General features: G+C 64.7%; 22 protein-coding genes, 1 tRNA gene and 11 pseudogenes. 28 read left to right on the top strand and 6 right to left on the bottom strand.

From position 1 onward, the window contains the following. The 9 genes and pseudogenes from hppD to zapE all read left to right on the top strand — a co-directional run bounded on the left by hppD (position 1) and on the right by zapE (position 7,029). Positions 1-1,085: pseudogene (hppD, locus tag E6W36_RS05560) on the top strand (4-hydroxyphenylpyruvate dioxygenase). Continuing rightward, positions 1,082-1,638: pseudogene (locus E6W36_RS05555) on the top strand (VOC family protein). The pseudogenes hppD and E6W36_RS05555 overlap by 4 nt, the downstream one beginning before the upstream one ends. Beyond that, positions 1,622-2,266 (top strand): maleylacetoacetate isomerase, encoded by a 645-nt coding sequence (gene maiA, locus E6W36_RS05550; protein ID WP_246048174.1) that lies wholly within the window; start codon positions 1,622-1,624, stop codon positions 2,264-2,266. Before E6W36_RS05555 ends, maiA begins: the two are co-directional and overlap by 17 nt. 1 nt (position 2,267) lies before the next feature. Then, positions 2,268-3,273: pseudogene (locus E6W36_RS05545) on the top strand (fumarylacetoacetate hydrolase family protein). A gap of 10 nt (positions 3,274-3,283) precedes the next feature. Further along, entirely contained in the window at positions 3,284-3,574 is a 291-nt protein-coding gene (locus E6W36_RS05540; RefSeq protein ID WP_222873993.1) for a 4a-hydroxytetrahydrobiopterin dehydratase, read from the top strand. 132 nt (positions 3,575-3,706) lie between these two features. Then, on the top strand, positions 3,707-4,489 hold the full coding sequence (locus tag E6W36_RS05535) for a succinate dehydrogenase iron-sulfur subunit (RefSeq protein ID WP_222873992.1): 783 nt from the start codon (positions 3,707-3,709) through the stop codon (positions 4,487-4,489). 293 nt (positions 4,490-4,782) lie between these two features. Beyond that, positions 4,783-5,082 (top strand): annotated as a pseudogene (locus tag E6W36_RS05530) (response regulator); the annotation flags it as partial. Next, positions 5,067-5,587 (top strand): annotated as a pseudogene (locus E6W36_RS05525) (GGDEF domain-containing protein). The pseudogenes E6W36_RS05530 and E6W36_RS05525, both read left to right, overlap by 16 nt. 287 nt (positions 5,588-5,874) lie before the next feature. Then, positions 5,875-7,029 (top strand): cell division protein ZapE, encoded by a 1,155-nt coding sequence (gene zapE, locus E6W36_RS05515; RefSeq protein ID WP_222873989.1) that lies wholly within the window; start codon positions 5,875-5,877, stop codon positions 7,027-7,029. A gap of 428 nt (positions 7,030-7,457) precedes the next feature. Here zapE and E6W36_RS05510 read toward each other — a convergent pair whose 3' ends face one another. Further along, on the bottom strand, positions 7,458-7,952 hold the full coding sequence (locus E6W36_RS05510; protein ID WP_222873988.1) for a UPF0262 family protein: 495 nt from the start codon (positions 7,950-7,952) through the stop codon (positions 7,458-7,460). A gap of 53 nt (positions 7,953-8,005) precedes the next feature. Further along, on the bottom strand, positions 8,006-8,467 hold the full coding sequence (locus E6W36_RS05505) for a nucleoside deaminase (protein ID WP_222873987.1): 462 nt from the start codon (positions 8,465-8,467) through the stop codon (positions 8,006-8,008). Positions 8,468-8,692: 225 nt separating this feature from the next. Between E6W36_RS05505 and E6W36_RS18155 the strand changes: the two genes are divergently transcribed. The 8 genes and pseudogenes from E6W36_RS18155 (at position 8,693) to E6W36_RS05470 (ending at position 12,968) form a co-directional block, all read left to right on the top strand. Further along, on the top strand, positions 8,693-8,956 hold the full coding sequence (locus tag E6W36_RS18155) for a hypothetical protein (protein ID WP_246048173.1): 264 nt from the start codon (positions 8,693-8,695) through the stop codon (positions 8,954-8,956). Beyond that, positions 8,908-9,255, top strand: coding sequence for a cation:proton antiporter domain-containing protein (locus E6W36_RS20415; protein WP_281277463.1), 348 nt, complete (start codon positions 8,908-8,910; stop codon positions 9,253-9,255). The genes E6W36_RS18155 and E6W36_RS20415 overlap by 49 nt, the downstream gene beginning before the upstream one ends. A 14-nt stretch (positions 9,256-9,269) precedes the next feature. After that, entirely contained in the window at positions 9,270-9,773 is a 504-nt protein-coding gene (locus E6W36_RS20410; RefSeq protein ID WP_222873985.1) for a cation:proton antiporter, read from the top strand. A gap of 85 nt (positions 9,774-9,858) precedes the next feature. Next, positions 9,859-10,493, top strand: a pseudogene (locus tag E6W36_RS05490) (glutathione S-transferase family protein). A gap of 89 nt (positions 10,494-10,582) precedes the next feature. Further along, entirely contained in the window at positions 10,583-11,275 is a 693-nt protein-coding gene (locus tag E6W36_RS05485; RefSeq protein WP_222873984.1) for an outer membrane protein, read from the top strand. A gap of 186 nt (positions 11,276-11,461) precedes the next feature. After that, a pseudogene (locus E6W36_RS23035) lies at positions 11,462-11,740 on the top strand (hypothetical protein); the annotation flags it as partial. 56 nt (positions 11,741-11,796) lie between these two features. After that, positions 11,797-12,015, top strand: a complete 219-nt coding sequence (locus tag E6W36_RS05475; RefSeq protein ID WP_222874565.1) for a hypothetical protein — start codon at positions 11,797-11,799, stop codon at positions 12,013-12,015. Between the two features lie 500 nt (positions 12,016-12,515). Beyond that, positions 12,516-12,968 (top strand): hypothetical protein, encoded by a 453-nt coding sequence (locus E6W36_RS05470; RefSeq protein WP_222873982.1) that lies wholly within the window; start codon positions 12,516-12,518, stop codon positions 12,966-12,968. A 122-nt stretch (positions 12,969-13,090) separates the two neighbouring features. Here the strand turns inward: E6W36_RS05470 and E6W36_RS21840 are convergent, their stop codons facing one another. After that, positions 13,091-13,543 (bottom strand): hypothetical protein, encoded by a 453-nt coding sequence (locus E6W36_RS21840; protein ID WP_342776810.1) that lies wholly within the window; start codon positions 13,541-13,543, stop codon positions 13,091-13,093. Then, entirely contained in the window at positions 13,513-14,151 is a 639-nt protein-coding gene (locus E6W36_RS21835) for a hypothetical protein (protein ID WP_342776809.1), read from the bottom strand. The genes E6W36_RS21840 and E6W36_RS21835 overlap by 31 nt, the downstream gene beginning before the upstream one ends. A 505-nt stretch (positions 14,152-14,656) precedes the next feature. Between E6W36_RS21835 and E6W36_RS05460 the strand changes: the two are divergent. The 11 genes and pseudogenes from E6W36_RS05460 to E6W36_RS05425 all read left to right on the top strand — a co-directional run. Then, a pseudogene (locus tag E6W36_RS05460) lies at positions 14,657-16,798 on the top strand (TonB-dependent receptor); the annotation flags it as partial. Positions 16,799-16,806: 8 nt separating this feature from the next. After that, positions 16,807-17,733 carry a TonB-dependent receptor domain-containing protein gene (locus E6W36_RS21830; RefSeq protein ID WP_342776847.1) on the top strand — a complete coding sequence of 309 codons (927 nt, stop codon included), beginning with the start codon at positions 16,807-16,809 and terminating at the stop codon, positions 17,731-17,733. A 72-nt stretch (positions 17,734-17,805) separates the two neighbouring features. Continuing rightward, positions 17,806-18,522 (top strand): SapC family protein, encoded by a 717-nt coding sequence (locus E6W36_RS05455; protein ID WP_222873981.1) that lies wholly within the window; start codon positions 17,806-17,808, stop codon positions 18,520-18,522. Next, a pseudogene (locus E6W36_RS21825) lies at positions 18,519-19,063 on the top strand (cupin-like domain-containing protein); the annotation flags it as partial. The gene E6W36_RS05455 and the pseudogene E6W36_RS21825, both read left to right, overlap by 4 nt. After that, on the top strand, positions 19,023-19,277 hold the full coding sequence (locus E6W36_RS21815; protein WP_342776846.1) for a cupin-like domain-containing protein: 255 nt from the start codon (positions 19,023-19,025) through the stop codon (positions 19,275-19,277). The pseudogene E6W36_RS21825 and the gene E6W36_RS21815, both read left to right, overlap by 41 nt. A 60-nt stretch (positions 19,278-19,337) precedes the next feature. Then, positions 19,338-19,532: a hypothetical protein gene (locus E6W36_RS20405; protein WP_281277461.1), complete on the top strand. Its 195-nt coding sequence runs from the start codon at positions 19,338-19,340 to the stop codon at positions 19,530-19,532. A gap of 3 nt (positions 19,533-19,535) precedes the next feature. Then, positions 19,536-21,101, top strand: coding sequence for a tryptophan halogenase family protein (locus E6W36_RS05445; RefSeq protein ID WP_222873980.1), 1,566 nt, complete (start codon positions 19,536-19,538; stop codon positions 21,099-21,101). A 250-nt stretch (positions 21,102-21,351) separates the two neighbouring features. Then, positions 21,352-21,540: a hypothetical protein gene (locus tag E6W36_RS05440; protein ID WP_222873979.1), complete on the top strand. Its 189-nt coding sequence runs from the start codon at positions 21,352-21,354 to the stop codon at positions 21,538-21,540. A gap of 118 nt (positions 21,541-21,658) precedes the next feature. Continuing rightward, on the top strand, positions 21,659-22,465 hold the full coding sequence (locus E6W36_RS05435) for a tRNA (5-methylaminomethyl-2-thiouridine)(34)-methyltransferase MnmD (RefSeq protein ID WP_222873978.1): 807 nt from the start codon (positions 21,659-21,661) through the stop codon (positions 22,463-22,465). A 166-nt stretch (positions 22,466-22,631) separates the two neighbouring features. Further along, positions 22,632-23,105 (top strand): FAD-dependent oxidoreductase, encoded by a 474-nt coding sequence (locus E6W36_RS05430; RefSeq protein WP_222873977.1) that lies wholly within the window; start codon positions 22,632-22,634, stop codon positions 23,103-23,105. A gap of 30 nt (positions 23,106-23,135) precedes the next feature. After that, positions 23,136-24,307 (top strand): annotated as a pseudogene (locus tag E6W36_RS05425) (acetyl-CoA C-acyltransferase). Positions 24,308-24,331: 24 nt separating this feature from the next. Here the strand turns inward: E6W36_RS05425 and E6W36_RS05420 are convergent. Beyond that, positions 24,332-24,406, bottom strand: a tRNA-Ile gene (locus E6W36_RS05420). A 304-nt stretch (positions 24,407-24,710) separates the two neighbouring features. Next, positions 24,711-25,959 (bottom strand): annotated as a pseudogene (gene hisD / locus E6W36_RS05415) (histidinol dehydrogenase). Between the last annotated feature and the right edge of the window lie 36 nt (positions 25,960-25,995).

The raw sequence follows: 25,995 nt of genomic DNA, 5'->3' as shown, positions 1-25,995 counted from the left end.
GTGACGGACCTGTTCGACAATCCGATTGGCCTGGACGGCTTCGAGTTCATCGAATTCTCGGCGCCGGAGCCCGGCGTGCTGGAGGCCGCGTTCACTGCCATGGGTTTCACCAAAGTGGCGCGGCATCGCTCCAAGGCGGTCGAGCTGTGGCGGCAGGGCGGCATCAACCTCATCACCAACTATGAGCCGCGCTCGGCCGCCTGGTTCTTCGCCCGCGAGCACGGGCCGTCCGCCTGCGGCATGGCGTTCCGGGTGCGCGACGCCGCCAAGGCCTACGCGGAACTGCTGGCCCGCGGCGCGGAACCGGTCCACACCGAGGCCGGGCCGATGGAGCTCAACATCCCGGCGATCCGTGGCATCGGCGGCGCAATCCTCTACCTCGTCGACCGCTATGGCGACGAACTCAGCATCTACGACATCGATTTCCGCTATTTCGACGGCGTCGAGCGCCACCCGCCGGCGCCGGCCTGCAAATCATCGATCACCTGACCCATAACGTCTACACGGGCCGCATGGCCTACTGGGCGGACTATTACGAAAAGCTCTTCAACTTCCGCGAAATACGCTACTTCGACATCAAGGGCGAATATACCGGCCTGACCTCCAAGGCGCTCACCGCGCCGGATGGCAAAATCCGCATCCCATTGAACGAGGAAGGCAAGGCCGGCAAAGGCCAGATCGAGGAATTCCTGCGCCAGTACAACGGCGAAGGCATCCAGCACATCGCCTTTTCCTGCGACGACCTCGTGGGCTGCTGGGACCGGCTGAAGGCCGCAGGAACGCCGTTCATGACCGCACCGCCGGCCACCTATTACGAAATGCTGGCCGAGCGCCTGCCCGGCCATGGCCAGCCGGTGGACGCCTTGCAGTCGCGCGGTATCCTGCTCGATGGCTCGGTGGATGGCCCGCCGCGTCTGCTGCTGCAGATTTTCTCGCAGACCCAGATCGGCCCGGTCTTCTTCGAGTTCATCCAGCGCAAGGGCGACGATGGCTTCGGCGAGGGCAATTTCAAGGCCCTGTTCGAGAGCATGGAGCGCGATCAGATCCGTCGCGGCGCCTTGAAGGTTGAGGAGATGGCGGAATGACCCCGACCCTGCACGGCGTCCACCACGTCGCCTACCGCTGCCGCGACGCCAAGGAGACGGTCGAGTTCTACGAGCGCGTGCTCGGCATGCGCTTCACCATCGCCTTCGCCGAGGATCATGTGCCCTCGACCGGAGCCTACGACCCCTACATGCACGTGTTCCTGGACGCGGGCGGCGGCAACGTACTGGCCTTCTTCGAGCTGCCGAATCAGCCGGACATGGGCCGCGACCCCAACACCCCGGCCTGGGTGCAGCACATCGCCTTCAAGGTCGCGTCTCTCGACGATCTGATGGCGGCCAAGCGGCGCGCCGAGGCGGAAGGGCTGGAGGTCATCGGCCCGACCAACCACGGGATCTTCAAGTCGATTTACTTTTCGACCCGAACGGGCATCGGCTGGAACTGGCGTGCGACACCGGCACGCCGGACCAGATGGCCGAGCTGCAGCGGGTGGCGCCCGAGATGCTGGCGGAATGGAGCCAGACCAAGAAGGCGCCCAGACACGCAGCCTGGCTCCATGAATTGAGCAGGGCTGATTATGATAACGCTGTATAGTTACTACCGCTCTTCCACCTCGTTTCGTGTCCGCATCGCCCTCAACCTGAAGGGACTCGACTACCGGATCGTGCCGGTGAACCTCGCTACCGCCGAACACCGGCGGGAGGAGTTCCTGCAGATCAATCCGTTCGGTGGCCTGCCGGTGCTTGAGATTGACGGCCAACGCTTCCCGCAGTCGCTGGCGATCCTGGAAATGCTGGAGGAGCGCTACCCGACGCCACCGCTGTGGCCGCAGGACCCGGACAGCCGGGCGCAGGCGCGTGCGCTTGCCTATTCGATCGCAACCGACATTCACGGCATGAACAACCTGCGCACGCTCAACTACCTGCGCTCGGACTGGGCGGCGACGCCGGAGAAAATCTCGGCCTGGATCGCCCACTGGGTCGCGGTCACCTTCGAGCCGCTGGAGGCACAATTGCAGGCGCTGTGCGTGGACCAGCCCCTGCCGTTCGGGGATGTGGGCTTGTTCGAGGCCATACTCGTGCCGCAGGTCTACAGCGCACGCCGCTTCAAGGTCGATCTTGATCCCTACCCGAACATCCAGCGGATCGAGGCCGTGTGCATGGGCATCGACGCCATCCGCAGGGCCGCGCCCGAGACCCAGATCGACGCACCGAGGGAATAGCATGAAACTCGCAACACAGAACGATGGCACGCGCGATGGCCGTCTGGTGGTCGTCTCGCGCGATTTGACCCGGTGCGCGGACGCCAGTGCCGTCGCGCCGACCCTGCAGGCGGCGCTCGACTCCTGGGGCCGCTGTGCGCCGGCACTCGCGACCCTGGCGCACGCGCTGGAGGCGGGAACGGTCGGCGCGGAGCCGTTCGAGCCGGCGAAGTGCCTCAGCCCGCTCCCGCGCGCCTACCAGTGGGCGGACGGTTCCGCCTACATCAACCACGTCGAGCTGGTCCGGCGCGCGCGGCGCGGAGGTGCCGGCGAGCTTACACCGATCCCCTGATGTATCAGGGTGGGTCCGACGGGTTTCTGGCGCCGACAGCGCCGATCCCGCTCGCCGATCCCGCCTGGGGCTGCGACATGGAGGGCGAGGTGGCGGTGATCGTCGGCGATGTGCCGCAGGGCGCGACGCTGGATCAGGCTGCGGATGCGATCTGTCTGGTCATGCTGTGCAACGACGTGTCGCTGCGCGGCCTCATTCCGGATGAACTGGCCAAGGGCTTCGGCTTTTCCAGTCGAAACCGGCCAGCGCTTTCTCGCCGGTCGCCGTGACGCCGGACGAGCTGGGCGACGCCTGGCGGGACTGCCGCCTGCACCGGCCTTTGCATGTGGACTTGAACGGCGTGCCGTTCGGCCGCGCGGACGCGGGCGCGGACATGACCTTCAATTTCGCGCAGTTGATCGCCCATGCCGCGAAAACCCGCGCGCTCGGCGCGGGCAGCATCATTGGTTCCGGCACAGTCTCGAACCGCGGCGCGGACGGCGGGCCGGGCAAGCCGGTGGCGGACGGCGGCAAAGGCTATTCCTGCATCGCCGAGGTGCGCATGGTCGAGACGATCCAGACCGGCAAGCCGTCGACGCCGTTCATGCGGCCGGGCGACCGGGTGCGTATCGAGATGCTGGACGCGCAGGGGCGCTCGATCTTTGGCGTGATCGACCAGACTGTCGACGCCGCATAGGGAGGACACCATGGCCATCGCCCGCCTGACCGAAGACGAAGCCGCCGCGTTTCTGGCGCGCGCGCCGCGCTGGCGGCGCAGCGCCGACGGCCTGGCGTTCGAGGTGGAGCTGAAATTCGCGGATTTCGCCGCTGCCTGGGGCTTCATGACCCGCATCGCGCTGGTCGCTGAACGGATGGACCACCACCCGGAGTGGAGCAACGTCTACAACCGGGTCTCGATCCGCCTGACCACGCACGACGCCGGCGGGCTGTCCGCCCGCGACATCGCGCTCGCGGACGCCATCGAGGCGGCGCTGTAAAGCATGGGCACCGGCCAGCTTTCTGAGCGGGCGGCCCTGCTAACTGCGGGACGATGCGACCAAAAGTGCGTTGCGGCGGGAAGAATCCCGTTCTACGTATTCAGGGATATTTCCGTTCGGTAAGGACCTCCGATGGCTGAATTTTCGCTGCCCGCAAACTCCAAGATCGGCAAGGGCGAGACGCACAAGGCGCCGGAAGGCGCAAAGCGGGTGCGCAAATTCCAAGTCTATCGCTGGAACCCGGACGATGAGAAAAACCCGGTCATGGACACCTTCGAGGTCGATCTCGATAGCTGCGGGCCGATGGTTCTTGATGCGCTGATCAAGATCAAGAACGAAATGGACGCGAGCGTCACCTTCCGCCGGTCGTGCCGGGAAGGGGTTTGCGGCTCCTGCGCCATGAACATCGACGGCAAGAACGGGCTGGCCTGCACCACCGCGATCGAGGACTGCAAGGGCGAGGTGAAGATCACGCCGCTGCCGCACCTGGAGGTCGTCAAGGACCTGGTGTGCGACATGAAGCACTTCTACGCCCAATATGCGTCCATCAAGCCGTGGCTGCAGACCACGACACCGGTGCCAGCCGGCAAGGAGCGTCTGCAGTCCAAGGACGAGCGCGCGCAGATTGACGGCCTCTACGAGTGCATCCTGTGTGCCTGCTGTTCGACCAGTTGCCCGAGCTACTGGTGGAATTCTGACAAGTATCTCGGCCCGGCGATCCTGTTGCAGGCCTATCGCTGGCTCGCCGACAGCCGCGATGAGATGACCGGCGAACGCCTCGACGCCCTGGAAGATCCGTTCCGGCTTTACCGCTGCCACACGATCATGAACTGCGCGAACGCCTGCCCCAAGGGCCTCAATCCAGCCAAGGCGATCGCCGAGATCAAGAAGATGATGCTGGAGCGCCAGGGTTAAGCGACTTTAACAGGCTTTAAGGCCTTCGACGTAAGAGTGAAGCCGAACACCTAATCGTATGAGGTTGAAGCATTTTTGCTTCCCGTGACGGTGCAGGCAAGGTTGCTGCCGCAAGGCGCAGCCAAGATTGGCGCACCTGGCGGATAGAACCTTGGGCGAGGATGGTCTTTTGTGTGCAGATGTTCATGCACATTTGAAAGTCTTGTCGTGCATATTGTTCTTGTCGATGCTTCGCGGACCACGCTGCGTATTCTTGAGGCGACCATCAAGGACCTGGGCTAGAGGCCCAGTGTTTCCAGAGCGCCGTCAGTGCCTGGGCGCATATTCTCAAGTCGGACCGAGTCGATCTTGTCATCACCGGGCTTGAGTTTCCCGGCAACGTCTCCGGGCTGGAACTGTGCTGGAATCTGCGGAGTCATGAACGCTCCAAGATGGCGCATGTGCTGGTTCTGACGTCGCGCGACGATACCGACACATACATCGAGGCGCTGGACTCGGGGCGGACGATTTCATCGTCAAGCCTCTGCGCCGCGAAATCCTTTGGGCCAAGCTGCGCGCGGCCAGTCGGCTGCTGCGCATGCAGGACGATCTGAACCACCTTGCCAACCACGATCCGCTGACTGGCGTCTACAACCGCCGCGCTTTCTCCGTCGCCGCGGAACTGGCGATCAACCACGCGGATGAAGAAGCGCAGCCGCTCAGCATGCTTCTGCTGGATATCGACCATTTCAAGTCGATCAACGATAACTACGGCCATGATGTGGGCGATCAGGCCATTCGCGCCCTGGCGGCGACCGTGCGCGCCGTTGCGCCCAAGAACGCCGTCATCGGTCGGCTGGGCGGGGAGGAATTCGCGGTGCTGCTGCCCGACACCACACTGGTTCAGGGCGAGTGCATCGCCGAGGGCGTGCGCGCCTCGATCGAGAAGATCAGGTTGCAAGTCCCCAACGGCGACCGGGGTTCACGGCGAGCATCGGGGTGAGCAACCTGACGCCGACGGACTCCGTGGCGACGTTGCTCAAGCGCGCGGACGATGCGCTTTATGCGGCAAAGAACGACGGTCGCAACTGCGTGAAGTCCGCCGCCGTCGCGGCATAGAGCCTTTCCGACTGAGATTGAAGCATATGTGCTGCAACCGAGGGCGTGAATCATGGTCTAATGAGTCCTGACCTAGTGTCCCGAATCTGAAATCCGTTACACCCAATATCAGGCGCGGTTGGATTTCAGATTCGAGAAGGACACTAGCAAGATATTGTTTCTCGTGTCGTTTCAGGAATCGAAGTTCGCGCACGAGCTCGATATCATGGTGTAGCGAACTTCGATTCCACGACACTAGGTCAGCGCGCGGCTTGTAACGGGGCGATGCTCGATTAACCCACGACTATATGACCGGCGCCGTTCTTCCCGCCTACCGCGCACTGCGCGAGACTGGCCAGCTCCGCACAGACCCGGACCAGGAACTGGCCGCCACGCGACTGGACGGCCTGGCCTCGGCGCTGGAGGCGAGCCGCACCCAATCCGCCAACGCGCTCAAGCGCTTCTTCAGCCGCGCGCAGCCGCCCGCGCCGAAGGGGCTTTACATGTGGGGCGGGGTTGGGCGCGGCAAGTCCATGCTGATGGACCTGTTTTTCCATCACGCCCGCGTCTCCAACAAGCGGCGGGTGCATTTCCATGCCTTCATGCTGGAAGTACATGCGGCGATCCACGCCTACCGGGCCATGACCGCCGCCGCACGTGCGCAGCGCTATGGCCGGGATGCGGGCGACGATCCCATCCCGCCGGTCGCCCGGGCGCTGGCATCGAAAGCGCGGCTGCTGTGCTTTGACGAGCTTCAGGTCACTGACGTCGCCGACGCCATGATCCTGGGGCGGCTGTTCCGCACCTTGCTGGACGAAGGCGTCACCATCGTCGCGACCTCCAATCGCGCGCCGGACGACCTGTACAGGAACGGCCTGAACCGGGAGCTGTTTCTCCCGGCGATCGCCCTGCTCAAGGATCATCTGGCCGTCCTGCCGCTCAACGGTGCGACCGACTATCGCCTGGCCCGCCTGTCCGGCATGCCGGTCTATTACAGCCCGAACGGCCCGGAGGCGACGGCCGCCTTGTCAGAGGCGTTCTTTCGCCTGACCGACTTCCCGGTCGAGGACCGCGCCAATGTTCCCAGCGAGACCCTGGATGTCGATGGACGTGATCTGTTCGTGCCGAAGGCGCTGAAGGGTGTCGCGGTGTTTTCGTTCCGGCGGTTGTGCGACAATCCGCTGGGTGCGGCGGACTACCTCGTGGTGGCGCGCCGCTTCCACACGGTCATCATCGTTGGCATCCCGGTCATGGGCGCGGAACTGCGCAATCAGGCCAAGCGGTTCGTCACCTTGATCGACGTGTTGTACGAGCATTGCGTCAAGCTGCTGTGTGCGGCCGATGCAGCGCCGGATGCCTTGTATGTTGCGGGCGACGGCAGTTTCGAGTTCGAGCGGACGGCCTCGCGTCTGTATGAAATGCAGTCGGTGGACTATCTGGCCAAGGGGCACTGCGCCGGCTAGGGTCAGGACCCATTAGAGCCTGATGACTTTAGGTTGACCCACACGCCATCGCGCGGTTGCACACGCGCCGCTCACCCTGAGCTGGACGAAGGGCTGAGCGGCTCGTGGTTCGTCCAGGCTCACCACGAGCGGACTTTACAGCCTGCTCCAGCGAAGATCGGAATGGCGATCCCATCCAATGTCAGCAGACTCTAGACCTTGATCGTTTCAGATTGAATCGATCTGAAACGTGAATCATGGTCTAAATTGTTGATAAGAGCCTGATTCACGCCCTCGGTTGCAGCACATATGCTTCAACCTCAACCGACCAGGCTCTAAGAGGGAGAGCCTTTGTTGCCGCTTTCGCTTGAGGCACTTTAACACAAGTGCCTCAATCTCCGTCGGAAAGGCTCTAGAGTCTGGTCGGTTGAGGCTGAAGCGCATGTGCTTCAGCCGCGCAGTTCCAGCAGGCAGATGAGCCGGAACAGCCGCCGGGCGGTATAGAGGTCGATGGCCAGCCGTGGGGCAAGCTGCTCCATCAGCGCGTCTGCCGCCTCGTTGTGGATCGCGCGCCGCGCCATATCGATGGTCTCGATCTGGTGGGCGTTGCCGGTGTTGGCCATGGCGAAATAACTCTCGCACACGGAGATATAGTCCCGCACGGCCGCGTTCAGCCCTGCGCCCGGCAGCTCGATGGTCTCCAGCGGGTCGCCGTCCTTGTTCAGGATGTCGAACAGCACCAGGCTTGCCGTCACCCGCATGCGCAACTGGAACGGGCCCGTATAGCCGCCCGGATAGCTTGCGACCGGTGAGAACTGGTTCGATTCCAGCAGGTCGTGGATGTCGATGCGCTTTTCCCGCTCGAGGTCCGGGTGCAGGTGGCTGAGACTTTTCTCGTCCAGCGATACGCCGACCAGCCGCGCGTTGGTCTCGTCCTGGGTCATGATGCTCCTGTGTGCGGGCTCGTTCTGTCGTTTGCGCCTCTGGAGGGCATAGTCTAGTAAGCCGACTGCGGTTTCGCTAGCAGACTATCGGCGCAGACGGAAAAATCGCGCAGCAGCGACGCGGCGCGGCTCTCGCCGATGCCGCTGTAGATCTCCGGCCGGTGGTGACAGGTCGGATGCGCGAACACGCGCGCACCGTGCAGCACGCCGCCGCCCTTGGGATCGTCCGCGCCGAAATACAGCCGGCGGATGCGGGCGTGGCTGATCGCACCGGCGCACATCGCGCAGGGCTCCAAGGTTACGTAGAGGTCGCAGTCGGCCAGCCGTTCGCTGCCGATCTGGCTGGTGGCGGCGCGCAGGGCCAGGATCTCCGCATGCGCCGTCGGGTCGTGCAGGGCGCGGGTGGCGTTGCCGGCCCGGCTCAGCACCCGGCCCTGGCTGTCGACGACGACCGCGCCGACCGGCACTTCGCCGCGGGCGGCGGCGGCCTCGGCCTCTGCAACGGCGATGTCCATGGGCGATGTTTGCATCGGCCTGCAACTTGCTCTTGTGTTCCCGGTGATCCCCGCTTCAAGTTCCCTGCTGATAGGGAGATGCCGGATGTTGGATAAGGCGCTGTTCCTGGCCGATGCCGTCGTGCTTGTCGGCGCGTCCTATGCGGCGTGGCGCTTGCTTGGTCTCAAGGGTATCGTACCGCTGGCGGTACTGCAAATCACCGCCGGGCTTTTCTGGGGCCGTCGGTGTTCGGCGCGATCGCCCCCGACTGGCAGGCCGCGCTGTTCCCGCCGGACGTGGTGGCCAAGATCGGCTCCGTCGCGACGCTCTCCGTCGTGCTCTACACCTTCGTGACGGGCATGCATCTGAACATCGCGGAACTGCGTGGCATGCGGGGCTGGGCTGGGTCGCGGCGGGGTCTTTCGCGGTCCCGTTCGTCCTTGGCTGCGGTCTGGGCATCGTGTTGGCGGCGTTGCAGCCGGAGGAACTCGGCACCAACCACAGCATAGCCCAGTTCGCACTCGCATTCGGGTTGATGATCACGGTGACCGCGCTGCCGGTGCTGGCAGCACTCCTCAAGGAGATGGGGTATCTGCACACGCCACTGGGGCAGACGGCGCTGGGACTGGCGGCGATCAACGACGCCGGGTTGTGGGCGGGGCTGACCGTGCTCCTGCTGTTCATGGCGCTCGGCGGGGCCATGCTAACCGCGTTGCTGATGCCGGCTTATCTGGCCGGGGTCGTCGTCGTGCGCTGGCTGCTGGCGCGACTGGCAGCCCGTGTCACATTGCAGGGGACGCGGTGTTGATCGGCGGTGTCTGTATGGCGTTCGGGTCCGCGGCGCTCTCCGAATTCGTCGGCATCGGCTATGTGTTCGGTGCCTTTCTCGCCGGCTACATGATCCCGGATGCCTGGCGACCCGCGCTGATCGCCCGGCTGGAGTGGCCGGCGACCTTCATCCTCATGCCGTTCTTCTTCATGGCGACCGGCCTGCGCACAGAGGCAGATCTGCTGGCGACCTCGACCATCCTGCTGGTGCTGGCGCTGGTCGGCACGACGCTGGTCGGCAAGATGCTGGGTGCCGGCGTACCCGCTTTGCTGGCCGGGGCCACCTGGCGGGAGGCTGCCAGTCTTGGTGCACTGCTGCAGACCAAGGGGCTGATGGAAGTACTGGTGGCGACCATATTGCTCGACCATGGCGTCATCAGCGCTGCGAGCTTCTCGGCGCTGGTGCTGATGGCGATCATCTGTACGGCGATTGCGGCGCCGATGCTGCGCCTGCTGGCACCGGACTGGCAGCGCATCAGGGTTCCAGCCACCCCGTAGTTCCATTTTTGTTCTGTTTTGCGGTGGCGCACGTGCGGCACATCGGCTATGCCTTGTCGCGTGAGTCGCAGACGGGGAGAGGATCATGACGATCACATTTTACACGAATCCGATGTCGCGCGGGCAGGTCGCCCGCTGGATGCTGGAGGAAGTCGACGCGCCGTACGAGCAGGTGCTGCTTGACTACGGCACGACCATGAAGGGTGCGGAATATCTGGCGATCAACCCGATGGGCAAGGTGCCGGCCATCGTGCACGACGGCCATGTGGTGACCGAGTGCGCGGCGATCTGCGCCTATCTTGCCGATACGTTTCCGGCGGCAGGCCTCGCCCCGACCGCGGCCGAGCGCGCCGATTATTACCGCTGGCTGTTCTTTGCCGCCGGGCCGGTCGAACAGGCGGTCACTTTCAAGTTCATGCAGGTGCCGATCGAAGGGCGCAACGAGATGATGGCGGGCTGCGGCACCTATGAGTCGGCCATGGCGGCGCTTGACGGCTGGCTGGCCGGGCATGACTATGTCTGCGGTGGACGCTTTACGGCGGCGGACGTCTATGTCGGCGCGCAGGTCGCGTGGGGCTGCAGTTCCAGTCGATCCCGTCGACGCCGGCGTTCGAGGCCTACAGCGCCCGCGTGACCGCCCGTCCGGCCTTCAGGAAGGCCAAGGCGATCGACGAGGCGCTCATCGCTGAGGCGAAGGCCGCGGAGGCGGGAGCCGCCTGATTTTTCCCCGTCAGCGCGCCGCAGGCGCTGGCGCGCTGCCTTCCGGCATGCCATGGCCTTTCTGGTTGCCGATTTCGGGAGATTCCACCATGCGCATACTTTTCGTTACGGTCGCGGCTGTATTGTCGGCCGTCGCACCCGCCCATGCCGATAATGGCTGGTATGTCTCTGCGTTCGGCGGCGGTGCCACCCAGCTCGACCAGTCGAGCCGGGGCGTGGACATCGCGACGGACGCCGTCCGCAACGTCGATGTCAGTTTCAAGACCGGCTTCGCGCTCGGCGGCTCGGTTGGATACATTTTCGATGGTCTGCTGCTGGGTCGTGTGCGCACCGAGATCGAATATGCCTACCGTCAGGCCAGCGTGCGCCGTGGTCGCACCAGCGAGACGGATGCGCAGTTTTCCAGCGACAACAGTTCCGGCTCGGTGATGGCCAACGTGCTGCTCGACCTCAACACCGGCCTGCTGGTGAAGCCCTATCTCGGCGTCGGGGTCGGGGTGGCGGGCATCGAATCCGATACGGTCTACCGCACCGCCGGCCAGCCGGAAGACGGCGGCGTGCAGTTCGGCGGCGACACCGATTTTCGCTTCGCCTTCCAGCTCATCGGCGGCGTGTCCGTCCCGCTCCCGGGCCCGTTCGAGGTGTTCAGCGACGTGCGTTATTACCGGCCGACGAATGTCGCGTTCGAAGGCGTCGACCGCCTCACCGGGGATATCGTCTCGCGCGCCAATTCCGAGTTCGAGGTCATCCAGTATCAGGCTGGCGTGCGCTACAAGTTCTGATATTCCACAAATCGGCCATATTTGGACAGCAAGTGGCAGTCTCAGGACAAAATTCCACCTTATTTGCGTGTAAATGTACCCAGCATTAACAACTTATGGGGGTTTTGTGCGCAAGAATCTTGTCCTCAAACTGGCTATAGCACTCATGGTCCCGCTGGCGGCGCCAGCAAGGGCTGATAATTTTACGTGACCGCCAACGGAGGCCTGGGGTCTACCCGGTTCAATCAAAGTGACGGCGACAATGACTCCAGCAACATCTCTGGTGCCTATGGCGGCGGGATAGGCTATCGCTGGGACACCGAAGGCACATTCCGCTACCGTGCGGAACTGGAATACAGCCATGTTTCGGCTAATGAATTGCTATTCAGCAATGCCGGGATCGACCTTCGCGAGAATCTCGTGCTCGCGAACACGATCGCCGAGTTCAACACCAAAGCTTGGGTGAAACCCTATGCCGGCTTCGGCATTGGCTGGGGCGGGTCCGCGCACAGGCCGCCCGCAACGGCAACGGTCAGCCGCTGGTGGACCTCGAAGATTCATCCACCAACGCATTCGTCTATCAGGTCATCGGCGGCCTCACCATCGCGCCGAGCGGGCGCTTTGAGTTCTTCGCGGACGCACGCTATCTGAAGCCCACTGGCGTGACCTACGTGCTGTTCGATAACAGGGACCTGACCGTCAATGAAGTCAATGGCTTCGGCAGCATTCAAGGCCGCTTTGGCGTTCGCCTGAACTTTTAGAGTCCGTCCTGTTTGGATTGCAGCACAGCTGTCATCGCGAGGCTGCGCACGCACCGCTCATCCTTTCGTCCTATTCAGGGTGAGCGGTATGATTTCAAATTGAGACACTACCCGATCCCCGTCCTGGGTCGCATTTAAGGTGGGATGCTTTAGAGCCTTTCCGACTGAGCTTGAGGCACTTTAATACAAGTGCCTCAAGCAAAGGCGATAAGAAAGGCTCACACTTTGTGTAGACCCTTCTTGTCCGTTTTGATTGCCTCACCAAAAGTGATCCAATCAAAAACGGAAGGGTCTGGCGCTACCGCTGTTTGTATGATGGTGATTCAACATTGGGGCGCGAGGCAACGGCGCGCACGATGCAAAAGGATTCTTTCCTCTTGCTGCGCGCTTTGTCGACGTTTTCAGGAGCTTTGTCGTTGTCTGCTGTGCCGGGCCGGTTCAGGAACGGTTCAGGCGCCGGGTGGCTATATCAGGGCATCAACGCTGAAGGAGACCATGTCATGACGACAGCTTCGAACCCAGCCCGCCCCCGCAAGGCGATGCATGCGCTGGCACTGGCCGGCATCCTCGCAACCAGCCTGCCGGCCGCGGCATTCGCAGACGATCATCGGAACCATGATTGGCGCGAGCATCGCCATGACGGGTATCATCGCGATCACCACGACAACAACCGCTATTACAGCGGCTACAATCACAGGCGCCGCGTTCAGGTCGTCTGGATCCGCCACGGCGACCACTGGCACCCGAACTACGTGAACGGGCGCGCCTGGCGCAACGACTATTGCGGCCGCCGGGGCTACGAGAGCTATTCCTTCTACGGCCGTAGTGCGCCGCGCGGCTATTACTACTACGATAGCCACTATGACGGCCGGAAGCGCGATAACACCGGCGCCATCGTGGCCGGTGTCGGCATTGGCCTGCTGGGCCTCGCGATCGCGACCTCGGGCAATTAGGGCGCGGTTCCATCAAGGACGCGGTCGTGGTGTGGCGTTTTGGTGCGCCGCACGCGATATCCTTCTCGAGCAACGATGCCGGGAAGGATATCGCGGACCGCGCGGACGACGCCCGGTAAGCCCTATGCCTGCGCAACGCTTCGCTGTGCGCCCGGCGGCAGCAGCCGGCTGACAGCGAGCGGCAGCAGGCGCACAAGCTGTACGCGCACGCCGTGCCAGAAGGCGGAGAGCAGCAGCAGGGCCGACCCGAGTGCAAGCGCTGTAAGGGCGGTGCTGAGGCTGAGCGCGCCCGCCTCCCGGAACAAGGTCGTCATGGCCGCCAGGACATAGGCGAGCGCGGAGACCATCAGGGCGCGCCGGTCGACCAGGAGCGCCGAGATCGTCAGCGCGGCATAGAGGGCCAGGCCGGTAACGGCGGAGAGCGCGGTGGCGCCCGACTCCAGGACGCCGAGCCACTGGAACGCCGGGTGGACGATCATGGGAGCCGCCGCCAGGTGCAGCCAGAAGGCGACATCGGTTCGGCGGGTGCGGCGCTCCGGGTCGCTCATGTCCCAGCGCATCGCGAGGGCAAACACCAGCAGGCCAGAGGCAAACAGCGCAGCCAGGAACGCATCGTGCGAGCGCAGCCCGGAAACAGGGATGCGACGCCCGCGATCGCCAGGCCGAGCGTCGCCACCGCGCCCGCGGCGATGGTGATTGGCACCATGAAGCGCCGCCAGTGCGCGTACGCGCCGATCGCCGCGGCCAGGCCGCCCATCGCGACCGCCGGCAATCCGAGATCGCCGTTCGGCGCGGGGCTCACAAGGTGGGTGGCGCCGGCCCCGGCGCTGAACAGCCCGCCGACGAACCCAAGCAGCAACAGGATGGAGGGCAGGGCCATGTGGCGGCGACGGGTGAAATACTCCGCGAGCAGCCAACTTGCGCTGGCGACCAGCCCGCCGCCGTACAGCAGGGCCAAGCTATCGCTCGCCATGCCGCCGCCCAGCAGGGCCAGCGCGCCCAGCAGCAGCCCGGCGGCGATGCTGACGAAGATGTCGTTGAACCCTGTCAGCAGGCGTACCTGCTCTTCGTCCGCCAGCGGCGCGCGCCGATAGGTGGCGACATGCGCCCGAAACGCGGCTGCGGTCTCAGCGCTCACGATGCCGGCGGTGACCGCCGACTCAAGTTCAGTATCGCTGTACACGGTTTTACTCCCCATGTGTATTGCCGATGTATAACACAATATCACAACGGTGCTTGGATCGCCATGCGGATTTGAGGAAAAGAGGGCGGTTTAGCGTCCTGCACCAACGCCTGGTCTCATTCGTTGAAAAGAACCTGATTCGCGCCATCGGTTGAAGCAATCGTGCTTGCTGCCTCAACCGATCAGGCTCTTGTGCGCGGGGCAGAAATGGGAGCGCACACGCAGAGACATTCCGGTGCCTGCTCTCGCATCTGCAAAACCCGTTCTCCGGCGAGTGTGGCAATTTTGCATAATCTTTGATAAATATCTGGAAAATATGGATTATATTTCTCGCCGAAGCCATCCGCCGTATGATTGTCCTGCAAACGAGAACTGAGCGGCTGCGAATTTTATATCAAATTTATCCATCCATTTGACACGAATTCAGCGGAATGATAGCGCTATCTTTGTAAAATCACCAGCCGGAGCGGGCGCGCAAACCGGCGGTTAGCCTTGGGGTTGGACAATGAAAAATCCGAAGAATACGCTTGTGCTTTCTGCGTCGCTCTGTGCGGTCGCGGCATGTATCCTTGTGCCCAGACTGTCCCAAGCGCAGGACGCACCGCAGGACGGCAACCCTGAACTCGATCAGATCGTCGTCTCAGGTGTGCGCGCTTCATTGGATCGCGCGATCGACATCAAGCGGAATTCCGCCGGCGTGGTGGATGCGATTTCCGCTGAAGACATCGGCAAGTTCCCGGACACCAACCTTGCTGAATCGCTGCAGCGGATCACTGGCGTGTCGATCGACCGGCAGAACGGCGAAGGTGCTGAAGTCACGGTGCGCGGCTTCGGCCCCGGCTTCAACCTCGTCACCCTGAACGGCCGCCAGTTGCCGACCGCCAACGTGACGGTCGTCGGCACGGATAACGGCGACTTCGCAACCGGCACCAGCCGCTCCTTCGATTTCTCGAACCTCGCGTCCGAGTCGGTCAGCCGGCTGGAAGTCTACAAGACGGGCCGCGCGGCGGTCCCGACCGGTGGCATCGGTGCCGCGATCAACATCGTGACCCGCAAGCCGCTCGACACCAAGGACTTCGAAGGTGCGATCAGCGCCAAGGGCTTGTATGATGGCACGCGCGACGGCTTCACAGTGACGCCAGAGTTTTCCGGCTTTGCCAGCTGGGCGGATGATGACCAGCGGTTCGGCATCGCTGTATTCGGTGCCTATCAGAAGCGCAAATTCTCCAGCCGCGGCGCGGTCTCCAACGATTGGAACATCGAGCGCGGCGCGAGCTTCCTCGATCCCGCGAACGGGCGGGTCAACGCCAACACGCAGATCGAGAACCCGCCGGCCGCCGATCAGCTGGTGTCGTTCCCGAACGACAGCCGTTATTTCTTCTCGGAAGGCGAGCGCCAGCGGATCAACGGCCAACTGGTTGTGCAGTTCGAACCGGTCGATGGCCTGCGTTTCACGGCGGATGCGCTCTACGCGCAGAACCGCATTTCCGAGCAGCGCTCCGAACAGACCAACTGGTTCAACCGCCCGTTCGCGCAGGTGCGTTTCGATGGGAACGAACCGGTCAGTACCGCCATGTTTCTGCAGGAGAACATCAACGGCGTGAAGGATGAAGGCTTCGAGCAGCAGTACCGCGCCACCAAGGATCGCCTGAAATCCTTTGGTGCCAATGTCGCTTGGGATATTACCGACCGGCTGAAGTTCACCCTCGACGGTCACCATTCAGTGGCGGAGAGCCTGCCGGATAATCCGAACGGCGCGACCTCGACCCTGGTCACCATCGGCGCGCCGATCGTCGCGGCGCAGTCAGTGGACTACAGCAACGGCTTCCCGGTACAGGACATCACCATCAACGATGCTCTGCGCGGCAATGGCAACGGCGTGGTCGACATCGAGGACCTTGGCACGCAGGTCGCGCGCCAGAACACCTCCAGTCAGCGTCAGCGCGTCTATGAAATCCGTGGCGAGCTGGGCTGGGAACTGGACGACGACGGCAGCCGCTTCGACGCCGGTACCGAATACCGCAATGTCGAGATGCGCCAGCGCCGCACCCAATTGCAGCAGACGCTGGGCGACTGGGGCATCACCCGCCCCGGCGACGTCGCACAGAGCGCGCCGGGCGTGCTCGAGGAATACTGCCTGGTCTGCAAATTCCAGCAATTCAGTCCGGGCCGCAGCGAAGCGCTCGACGTGGCGTTCCGCGGCAATGCGGTAGATCTCTTCAATGCACTGTCGCCGGTCTATCTGGCACGCGGCAACACCATCGGCACGACGGCGCAGGACGACAACACCGTCACGGAAAAGATCTGGTCGGTCTATGGTCAGTTGACTTGGAAGGGCCAGATCGCATCGCGCGACGCAGCGCTGGTCACCGGTCTTCGCTATGAGAAGACCGACACCACATCGTCGACGGTTCAGGCAATCCCGACCTCGATCGACTGGGTCTCGGACAACGATTTCAGCGTCCGTGTCGGCAACGGCCAGGAGCAGATTTCGTTCAAGGGTGGTTACGAAAACCTGCTGCCATCCATCGACTTCCAGATCGAGGCACGGGATGACCTTGTTGTCCGCGCCTCCTACAGCAAGACCATTGCGCGGTCCGATTATGGCAACCTGTTCTCGGCCACGTCAGTCGGCTCGCCGCCACGCCCGACCGCATTCGGCGGGATCGCCAGCGCCTCGCGCGGCAACGCCAATCTGCTGCCCTTGAGTCGGACAACATCGACGTCTCGGTCGAGTGGTACTTCGCCCCGTCGAGCTACCTGTCAGTCGGCTGGTTCGACAAGCGCGTGCGCAACTTCGTCGGCATCGGCCAGACCAGCGAGTCCCTGTTCGGTCTGCGCGACCCGAGTTCCGGTGCGCCCGGTTCGCGCTCGGGTGCTGCGGCGACTGCGCTCTCCAGCATTGGTGCCGGCCCGAGCGATGTGAACCTGTTCACAATGACGGCGTTGATCCAGCAGCTCGGTTCCGTCGCTGCGGCAACCCAGCTGTTCCAGGCGAACTTCAGCAACGGTGCGCTCAGCCAAACCTTCGTGGATCAGGTGCTCGCACAGGTCGACGTGGTGCCGGATGCCAACGATCCGCTGTTCCAGTTCGGCCTGCAGAGTCCCATCAACAACCGTAGCGCCAATATCTACGGTTTTGAGTTCGCCGGCTCTTACTTCTTCGGCAAGACCGGCTTCGGGATCTCCGCAGCCTACACGCTTGTGCGCGGCGATATCGGCTTCAACAACGGCGCTGATCCCGGCACCGACCAGTTCGCGCTGGTCGGCCTCAGCGACACCGCCAACGTCTCGCTGATCTACGAGAAGTACGGCGTGTCGGCACGAGTCACCTACAACTGGCGCGATGGCTTCCTCACGAACACTAATCGCGGCGGCTTCCGCAACCCTGTCTATGTCGACGAGTACGGCCAGCTCGATCTGAACGTCAGTTATGACATCACCGACAATCTCGCGGTGTCGTTCGAGGCCATCAACCTGACGCAGGAAACCCAGCGGACGTTCGGCCGAGATACCACCAACCTGTGGCTGGCGCAGGAGCAGGACCCGCGTTACCTGCTCGGCGTACGCTACAAGTTCTGAGGCCATGGGGCTGGCGAGGGGCGAGCCGCTACGGCTTTGCCCCTCGCTTCGCTTTCCGGATATAACGCCGCGATGGCCCGGAATGTTCTCCTCAACAACGTCGAACACGCGGACCTGCGTGTCGCGATGCGCCATGGCCCCGAGCATGGCGATGCGCTCAATCAGGTCCCCGTGTTTCCGACGGAATTTGCGGATGTATCCCGCGAATATCCCATCCTGTTCCGCAAGGATGCCCAGGGTAGCCTGCAGGCGGTGGCGCTGCTCGGGCTGGATCGGGACGAAAACCTGTTTCTTGGGCCGGATGGCTGGCAGGCGCGCTATATCCCGGCGGTCCAGCGTCGCGGGCCGTTTCTGATCGGCTTCCAGGATGTAGGCGGCACCCGCGAACCGATGGTGCTGATCGATCTCGACGATCCGCGTGTCGGCGACGGCGAACCGCTGTTCCTGCCGCAAGGCGGAAATACGCCGTTCCTCGATATGGTTTCGCGCACGCTGAAGGCGTTGCACCAGGGTGTCGAGGTGATGCCGCAGATGTTCGCCGCTTTCGAGGCGGAGGGCCTGATCGAGCCGATCCAGCTCGAACTCAAGGTCGGGTCCGAGCGCAGTTACCTGCTCGGCGATGTCTACACGATCAGCGAGTCACGGCTCGCCGGCTTGCCCGGTGCAGCTTTGGAGCGGCTGAACCGCGCCGGGTTCCTGGGCGCGGCCTTCCTGGTGCTGGCCTCCATGCCGAACATTGCTGCGCTGGTTGAGCGCAAGTCGCGCCGGCTGGCATCCACCGTCCCATGAATGATCTGCGCCGCGTCCAGAGTGTCGAGGCAGCGCAGGAGCTTTCGCTGGCGCGCCTGATCGCGGACGACCAGCCGGTCGTCATGCGCGGTGCGGTCAAGGATTGGCCTCTGGTCGCCGCCGGCCGGGAGGGCGCTGCCTCCGCCATGGCGTACCTTGAGCGCTACGACTCCGGGCAGCCGATCGTCGGCTACACCGGGCCGCCCGAGATCGGCGGGCGCTTCTTCTACAACGACGACATCAGCGCGTTGAACTACCAGGCCGAGCGCATCGGCCTGAAGGCGTATCTGGCGCGCATGGCTGGTCACCTGGGTGCGACGGGCGCGCCGTCCTTCTATATCGGATCGACCGACCTTGATCATTTTTCCCCGGCCTGCGCCAGGCGAACGCCATCGGGGTGGCGGATGCCGCGTTCGGCCCCACCCTGCTGGCCAGCATCTGGATCGGCACGCAGACTGTTGCGGCGACCCATTTTGACATGTCGTACAATCTGGCGGCGTGTGCCGTCGGCCGCCGCCGGTTCACCCTGTTTCCGCCGGAGCAGATCGCCAATCTCTATCCCGGCCCCTCGAGCCGACCCCGGGCGGGCAAGTGGTCAGCATGGTGGACCTGCGCGCGCCGGATCTCGCACGCTACCCCGCTTCGCGCAGGCTCTGGAGCAAGCCCAAGTGGCGGAGCTCGAGCCGGGCGACGTGCTGTTCTATCCTGCGCTCTGGTGGCACAACGTCGAGGCGCTGGCCCCTTCAATGCGATGATCAACTATTGGTGGACTCCGGCTTCATCATTCATGGACACACCCATGAACACCCTGCTGCATGGCCTGCTGTCCCTGCGCGACCGCTCCGAGCCCGAAGCGCGGCTGGCGCGCCCTGTTCGACTACTATGTCTTCGGCCCGCCGGAGCGCCCGGCCGAGCATCTGCCAATACATGCGCGCGGCGATCTGGCGCCACTGGACGACCAGCGGGCGCGCCGCCTGCGCGCCAGGCTTCTCAACCGATTGAACAGGTGACCCATGGCGGAACAGCGGATCAGACGGGTTGTCATCGCCGGCGGCGGTACCGCAGGCTGGCTTGCAGCGGCAGCGCTCAGCCGGCAGCTCGGGCAGATGCTGGATCTGACGCTGGTCGAGTCCGAGGAGATCGGCACGGTCGGCGTCGGCGAGGCGACGATCCCGACCATCCGGGCGTTCCATGCGATCCTGGGTCTCGACGAGCGCGAGTTCATGCGCGAGACCTTGGCGACCTTCAAGCTGGGCATCTCTTTCGAGAACTGGGCACGCGAGGGTGACCGCTACATCCACTCGTTCGGCGAGGTCGGCCGCTCGACCTGGATGGGCGACTTCCAGCATTTCTGGCTGGAGGCGCGTGCGCAGGGTATTGCCGATCCTATCGGCGACTACTGCCTTGAGCATGCAGCGGCTGAGAAGGGGTGTTTTGCCATCCCGAGCGAAGGCGAGATCAGCTACGCCTTTCACCTCGACGCCGGGCGCTATGCCAGATATCTGCGCCGCCGCGCGGAGGCGGACGGCCTGCGCCGGGTCGAGGGGCGGATCGTCGATGTCGAGCGCGACGGCCAGACCGGCGATATCGCAGCGCTGCGGCTGGACAACGGCGCGCGGGTCGCGGGCGACCTGTTTCTCGACTGCACGGGCTTTCGCAGCCTGCTGATCGCGCAGACCCTCGGCGTCGGCTACGAAGACTGGACGCACTGGCTGCCGGCCGACCGGGCGCTTGCCGTCCAGACCGCGACGACGGCCCCGGCACCGCCCTACACCCGCGCCATCGCGCACGATGCCGGCTGGCGCTGGCGCATTCCGTTGCAGCACCGGGATGGCAACGGTCTGGTCTACAGCAGCCGGCATCTGTCCGACGATGCGGCACGGGAGCGCCTGCTCGCGGCGGTGGAAGGCGAGACCCTGATCGAACCGCGGTTGATCCGCTTCCAGACCGGGCGGCGCGACCGCGTCTGGGAACGCAACTGCATTGCCTTGAGCTTTGCAAGCGGCTTCGTCGAACCGCTGGAGTCGACGACCATCCACCTGACCATGATCGGCCTCAGCCGCCTGATGCAGGTGTTTCCGTTCGCCGGTATCCAGCCCTCCATCGTCCAGCGCTACAACGAACAGGCGCGCAATGAACTGGAGCGGGTACGGGACTTCATCGTGCTGCACTATCACCTGAACGAGCGACCGGACCCGTTCTGGCGCGCCTGCCGGGAGACGCCGCCGCCGGAAAGCCTGCAGGAGCGGATCGCCCTGTTCCGGGAGGCGGCACTCGCCTACCAGGCGGGCGACGACCTGTTTCGCGTCAGTTCCTGGCTGCAGGTGATGCTTGGCCAGCGGCTGGAGCCGCAGGCTTATCATCACATGGCGCGCATCATGGGGCCGGAACGGCTGGCGCAGGCGCTTGGGAACATGCGGCGCGCCATCGCCGACATCGTGGAGACGATGCCGGCGCACCAGGATTTCCTGAACCAATATGTGCAGGCGCCGCAGCCTGAACCGCGACGCCTGCACTTGCCTGCCGCTCACTCGTATCGCAGCGCCAACGCCTGGTCTCATTCGTTGAAAAGAACCTGATTCACGCCATCGGTTGAAGCAACCGTGCTTGCTGCCTCAACAGATCGGGCTCTTGTGCGATAAAGGATTGAAAAATTGTAATAAAAATACAGGATGGCTAATTTCTACACCCTCGGGTTGTCCGAAAGCGGACAGTTCGTGTACGTTTGCGGACAGGGAGACGTCCTATACCGGGTACAGGCGCGCAGGGGTTCATGGAAGACAGCGGTCCAGGCGTTCTGATCGCCACCTTCCGCCGCACCCAGCCGGCGTGAGCGAGACGGACGCCGACTGGCGTGACGGCATCCTGCGTTCGCGCCGCTTCGACGACATCTATTTCTCCCGCGACGGGGGCTTGCCGAGACGCAGGCGGTGTTCCTGGCCGGCTGCGGCCTGCCGGAGCGCTGGCAGGCGCGCCAGCAGTTCACGGTCGCGGAACTGGGGTTCGGCACCGGGCTGAATGTGCTGGCGCTGCTCGACCTCTGGCAGCGCACCAGACCGGCGTCCGGTCACCTTCATGTGTTTTCTGTCGAAGGATACCCGTTGGCCCGGGCCGATCTTGCCCGTGCGCTTGCGGAATGGCCCCAGTTTGCAGCGCTGTCGCAGCCGATCCTGGAGCGCTGGCCGGGGCAACGCCCGGCTTCCATCGCATCGACTGGCCAGCGCTTGGGGCGACGCTCGATCTTGCGATCCTTGAGGTCGAGGCGGCGCTGGACGCCTGGCAAGGCAAGGCCGACGCCTGGTTCCTTGACGGTTTCGCCCCGGCACGCAACCCGGAGATGTGGCGGGAGCCGGTGCTGGCGCAGGTCGCCGCGCACTGCGCGCCCGGCGCGCGGCTCGCGACCTACACGGTTGCAGGCGCGGTGCGCAGCGGCCTGGCGGCGCAGGGCTTCGCCGTCGCACGGCAACCCGGGTTCGGACGCAAACGGGCGCGGCTTGAAGCGCATTGGCCGGGCGACCGTATTGAACCCGCGATGCCGCGCGTCGCGATTGTCGGCGCGGGGATCGCCGGGGCGGCGCTGGCGCGGGCGTTTGCCGCGCTGGGCGTGCCTGCCACGGTCTTCAGCGCCGGGCCGATGGCGTCTGGCAATCCGGCCGCGCTGATCTCGCCAAGGCTGATCGCCGGTGACGGCCCGGAGGCGCAGTTGTGCGCGCAGGCATTCCGGCGCAGCGTCGACCTGATCGCTGCGACCGCCCCGCAGGCCATTCTCGCGCGTGGGCTGGTGCGGCTGGAGCGCACGCCGAAGGACAGCGCGCGTTTCGACCGCATCGCCCGCGACCATGTGCTGGGGCGGACGCGCTTGCGCGCCTGTCGCCCGCCGCCGCGTCGGCACAGCTGGGCGAACCGGTGGCGGTGGGCGGCTTTGCTGTCCCATCGGCCTTGACGGTCGATCCGGCGGTGCTGCGTGCGGCCTGGCTTCCCGAGAATGTTGAGGAAGCGCCTGTCGAACGCCTTGAGCAGGGTGAGCACGGCTGGCGGGTCGTGACGGCGGCGGGGGCGGAGGTGTTCGCGATCGTCTGCGTGGCCGGCGGCTTTGCCGCCAAGGCGCTGTGGCCGCTGCCGCTGGAGCCGATGCGCGGGCAGGTGAGCTTTGCTGCGCGCGCCGCCCGGTCCCGGCTGCCGCATGGGGCGGCTATGTCGTGCCGGCGCGCGATGGCGTGCTGTTCGGCGCGACCCACGACCGGGGCGATACCGGCAGCGACGAACGGGCGAACGACCATGCGCGCAACCGGGCGACGCTTGCCGCCGTTCTGCCCGGCCTCGCCGCGCGCCTTGATGACGTGCCGCTCACGGGCCAGGCCGGCGTGCGCGCCAGCACGCCGGATCGCCAGCCGATCGCCGGACTGCTGGCACCAGGGCTGTATGCGTTGACCGGTCTTGGCGGGCGCGGCTTCCTGTTCGCGCCGCTGCTTGCCGAACATGTGGCCGCGCTTGCGCTTGGCGCGCCGTCGCCGGTGCCGCGACCGGCCGCTGCGCTGGTCGACCCGATGCGGTGGACGCCCGGCCCGGCGTCGCCTATGTAGGCCCGCAAAATCATCTTGCGGAGGCCGGCCATGGATATCGTCATTTCTTCATACGCACGCACGCCGATGGGCGGCTTCCAGGGTGTGCTGACCCCGGCCTCGGCGGTCGATCTTGGCGCGGCGGCGGTCAAGGCGGCAGTCGCACGCGCGCAGGTGCAGGGTTCCGATATCGACCGCATTTACATGGGCTGCGTGCTGCCCACCGGCCTCAGGCGCCCGCCCGGCAGGCGGCGCTCGGCGCAGGGCTGCCGCAGTCGGTCGAGGCGACCACGGTCAACAAGATGTGCGGCTCCGGCATGCAGGCCGCGATCATGGCGTTCGAAGCGCTGGCGTCCGGGACCGCGGATGTGATCGTCGCCGGCGGCATGGAGAGCATGACCAACGCGCCCTTCGCTCTGCCCAAGCACCGCTCCGGCGCACGCATCGGCCACGACACCGTCATCGACACCATGATGATGGACGGCCTGGAAGACGCCTACGAGCGCGGCAAGCCGATGGGCGCATTCGCCGAGGAAACCGCGCGCGCCTATCAGTTCACCCGCGCCGAGATGGACGCCTACGCCATCGAAAGTCTGCGCCGGGCGAATGCGGCGATCGACAGCGGCGCATTCCGGGACGAGATCGCCCCGGTGACTGTCAGCGGTCGCGGCGGCGAGACCCTGGTCGACACCGACGAGCAGCCCGGCAAGGCCAAGCCGGAGAAGATCCCGACCCTGAAGCCGGCCTTCGCCCGGGACGGCAACATCACCGCTGCCTCGTCCGCCTCGATTTCCGATGGTGCAGCGGCCCTGGTGCTGGCACGCGCGGACGCCGCCGAGCGGCTGGGCCTGCCGCAGGTCGCCCGCATCGTGGCGACCGCCGCGCACGCGCATGCCCCGGCCCAGTTCACCACCGCGCCGGTCGACGCCATCCGCAAGGTGCTGGCGCGCGCTGGCTGGGCGCTGGACGCCGTCGATCTGTTCGAAGTCAACGAGGCGTTCGCCGCCGTCGCCATGATCGCCATGCGCGACCTCGACATCCCGCACGAAAAGCTCAACGTCAACGGCGGTGCGACCGCGCTCGGCCACCCGATCGGCGCCAGCGGCGCGCGCATCACGGCCACGCTGATCGCGGCGCTGAAAGCGCGTGGCTTGAAGCGCGGCGTCGCCAGCCTGTGCATCGGCGGCGGCGAGGCAACAGCGCTGGCGATCGAGCTGCTGTAGCGTTGGCGGGCAGCGGCGCGAGGCTGGTGGGCCCGGCAGGATTCGAACCCGCAACCAAGCCGTTATGAGCGGCCAGCTCTACCCTTGAGCTACAGGCCCCACCGTTTCTGGTCCTTAGACCCTTCCCGTTTTGATTGAATCACTTTTGCGAGGCAATCAAAACGGACAAGCAGGGTCTACACAAAGAGTGAGAGCCAGATTGGCTACGGTTGAAGCTTTTGCGCCGATGATGGTCTAAAGTATGATGACTTTAGGTTGAACCACACGTCATCGCGAGGCAGCAAAGCTGGGCCTGTCCCGGCGAAAGCCGGGATGGCGATCCATAGTGCAAAACAAAGAACTCTGGATTGCCACGTCGCCTGCGGCTCCTCGCAATGACGATTCCACCTAAAGTCATCACGTTCTAATCCGGAAGCACGCTGTTCCGCCGCAAGCTAACCGAGAGCGCATGCGCAGGCAGGCCTTCGGCTTGCGCCAGCGTCACGGTTGCCGGCCCCAGCGTTGCCAGTGCCGCGGGCGGGCATTCCAGGTAGGTGGTGCGCTTCATGAAATCGCTCACCGAGAGGCCGGAGGCGAACCGCGCCCGGCGGCCGGTCGGCAGCACATGGTTCGGGCCACCGAGATAGTCGCCGATAGCCTCCGGCGTATGCCGCCCGAGGAAGATGGAGCCGGCGTGGCGAATCTGCAGGCGCAATTCCTCAGGCTCTGCAATGGCGAGTTCCAGATGCTCGGCCGCCAGCGCATCGATCAGCGGAACCGCCTCGGCAAGGTTCCTGACTACGATCACGACGCCATAACGCTCCCAGCTTTGGCGCGCGCTGCTGTCGTCCGGCCAGCGCGCCAGGTGAGCCTTGACCTTCGCCATGACCGCATGACCGAAGCCAGCGTCGTCGGTCACAAGGATTGCCTGTGCGACCGGGTCATGCTCGGCCTGCGACAGCAGGTCGGCTGCGATGTGCGCCGGGTCGTTGCGCGCATCGGCAAGCACCAGAATTTCCGAGGGCCGGCCACCATGTCGATGCCGACCACGCCGAACACCTGGCGCTTGGCTTCCGCGACATAGGCGTTGCCGGGGCCGACGATCTTGTCGACCGCCGGGATGGTGCGGGTGCCGAACGCCAGTGCCGCAATCGCCTGGCGCCGCCGATCCGGTAGATTTCCTGGACTCCCGCCAACTGCGCCGCTGCCAGGACCAGCGGGTTGAGCACGCCGTCGGGGGCGGGCACGGTCATCGCCAGCCGGGAGACGCCGGCGACGATGGCAGGGATGGCGTTCATCAGCACCGAGGACGGATAGGCGGCGCGCCCGCCCGGCACATAAAGGCCGACCGCCTCAATCGGCGTCCAGCGCACGCCTGCGCGCACCCCGAGGTCGTCGGTCGTCTCGTGGTCGCCAGGGCGCAGCTGGCTGTGGAACGCACGAATGCGCGCCGCCGCCAGGGCGAGCGCATCCCGCGTGTCAGCAGGGCAGGCATCGACGGCGGCGGCAATCTCCGCATCGCTGACCCGAACGGTCTCCGGCAACAGCGCGATGCGATCGAAGCGCGCGGTATAATCGAATACGGCGTCGTCCCCGCGCGCTCGCACATCGGCCAGAATGCTGCGCACAACGTCTGCAACATCGTCCGGCGTCTCGCGGCGATCCTGCACAATTGCCGCAAAGACTGTGCAAAATCCGGGTCGGTCGTC

This window comes from Hankyongella ginsenosidimutans (assembly GCF_005144965.1).
Taxonomy (GTDB): Bacteria; Pseudomonadota; Alphaproteobacteria; order Sphingomonadales; family Sphingomonadaceae; genus Hankyongella; species Hankyongella ginsenosidimutans.
Note: the sequence above shows the minus strand (reverse complement) of the source record. Positions and strands in the feature narration are given on the sequence as shown.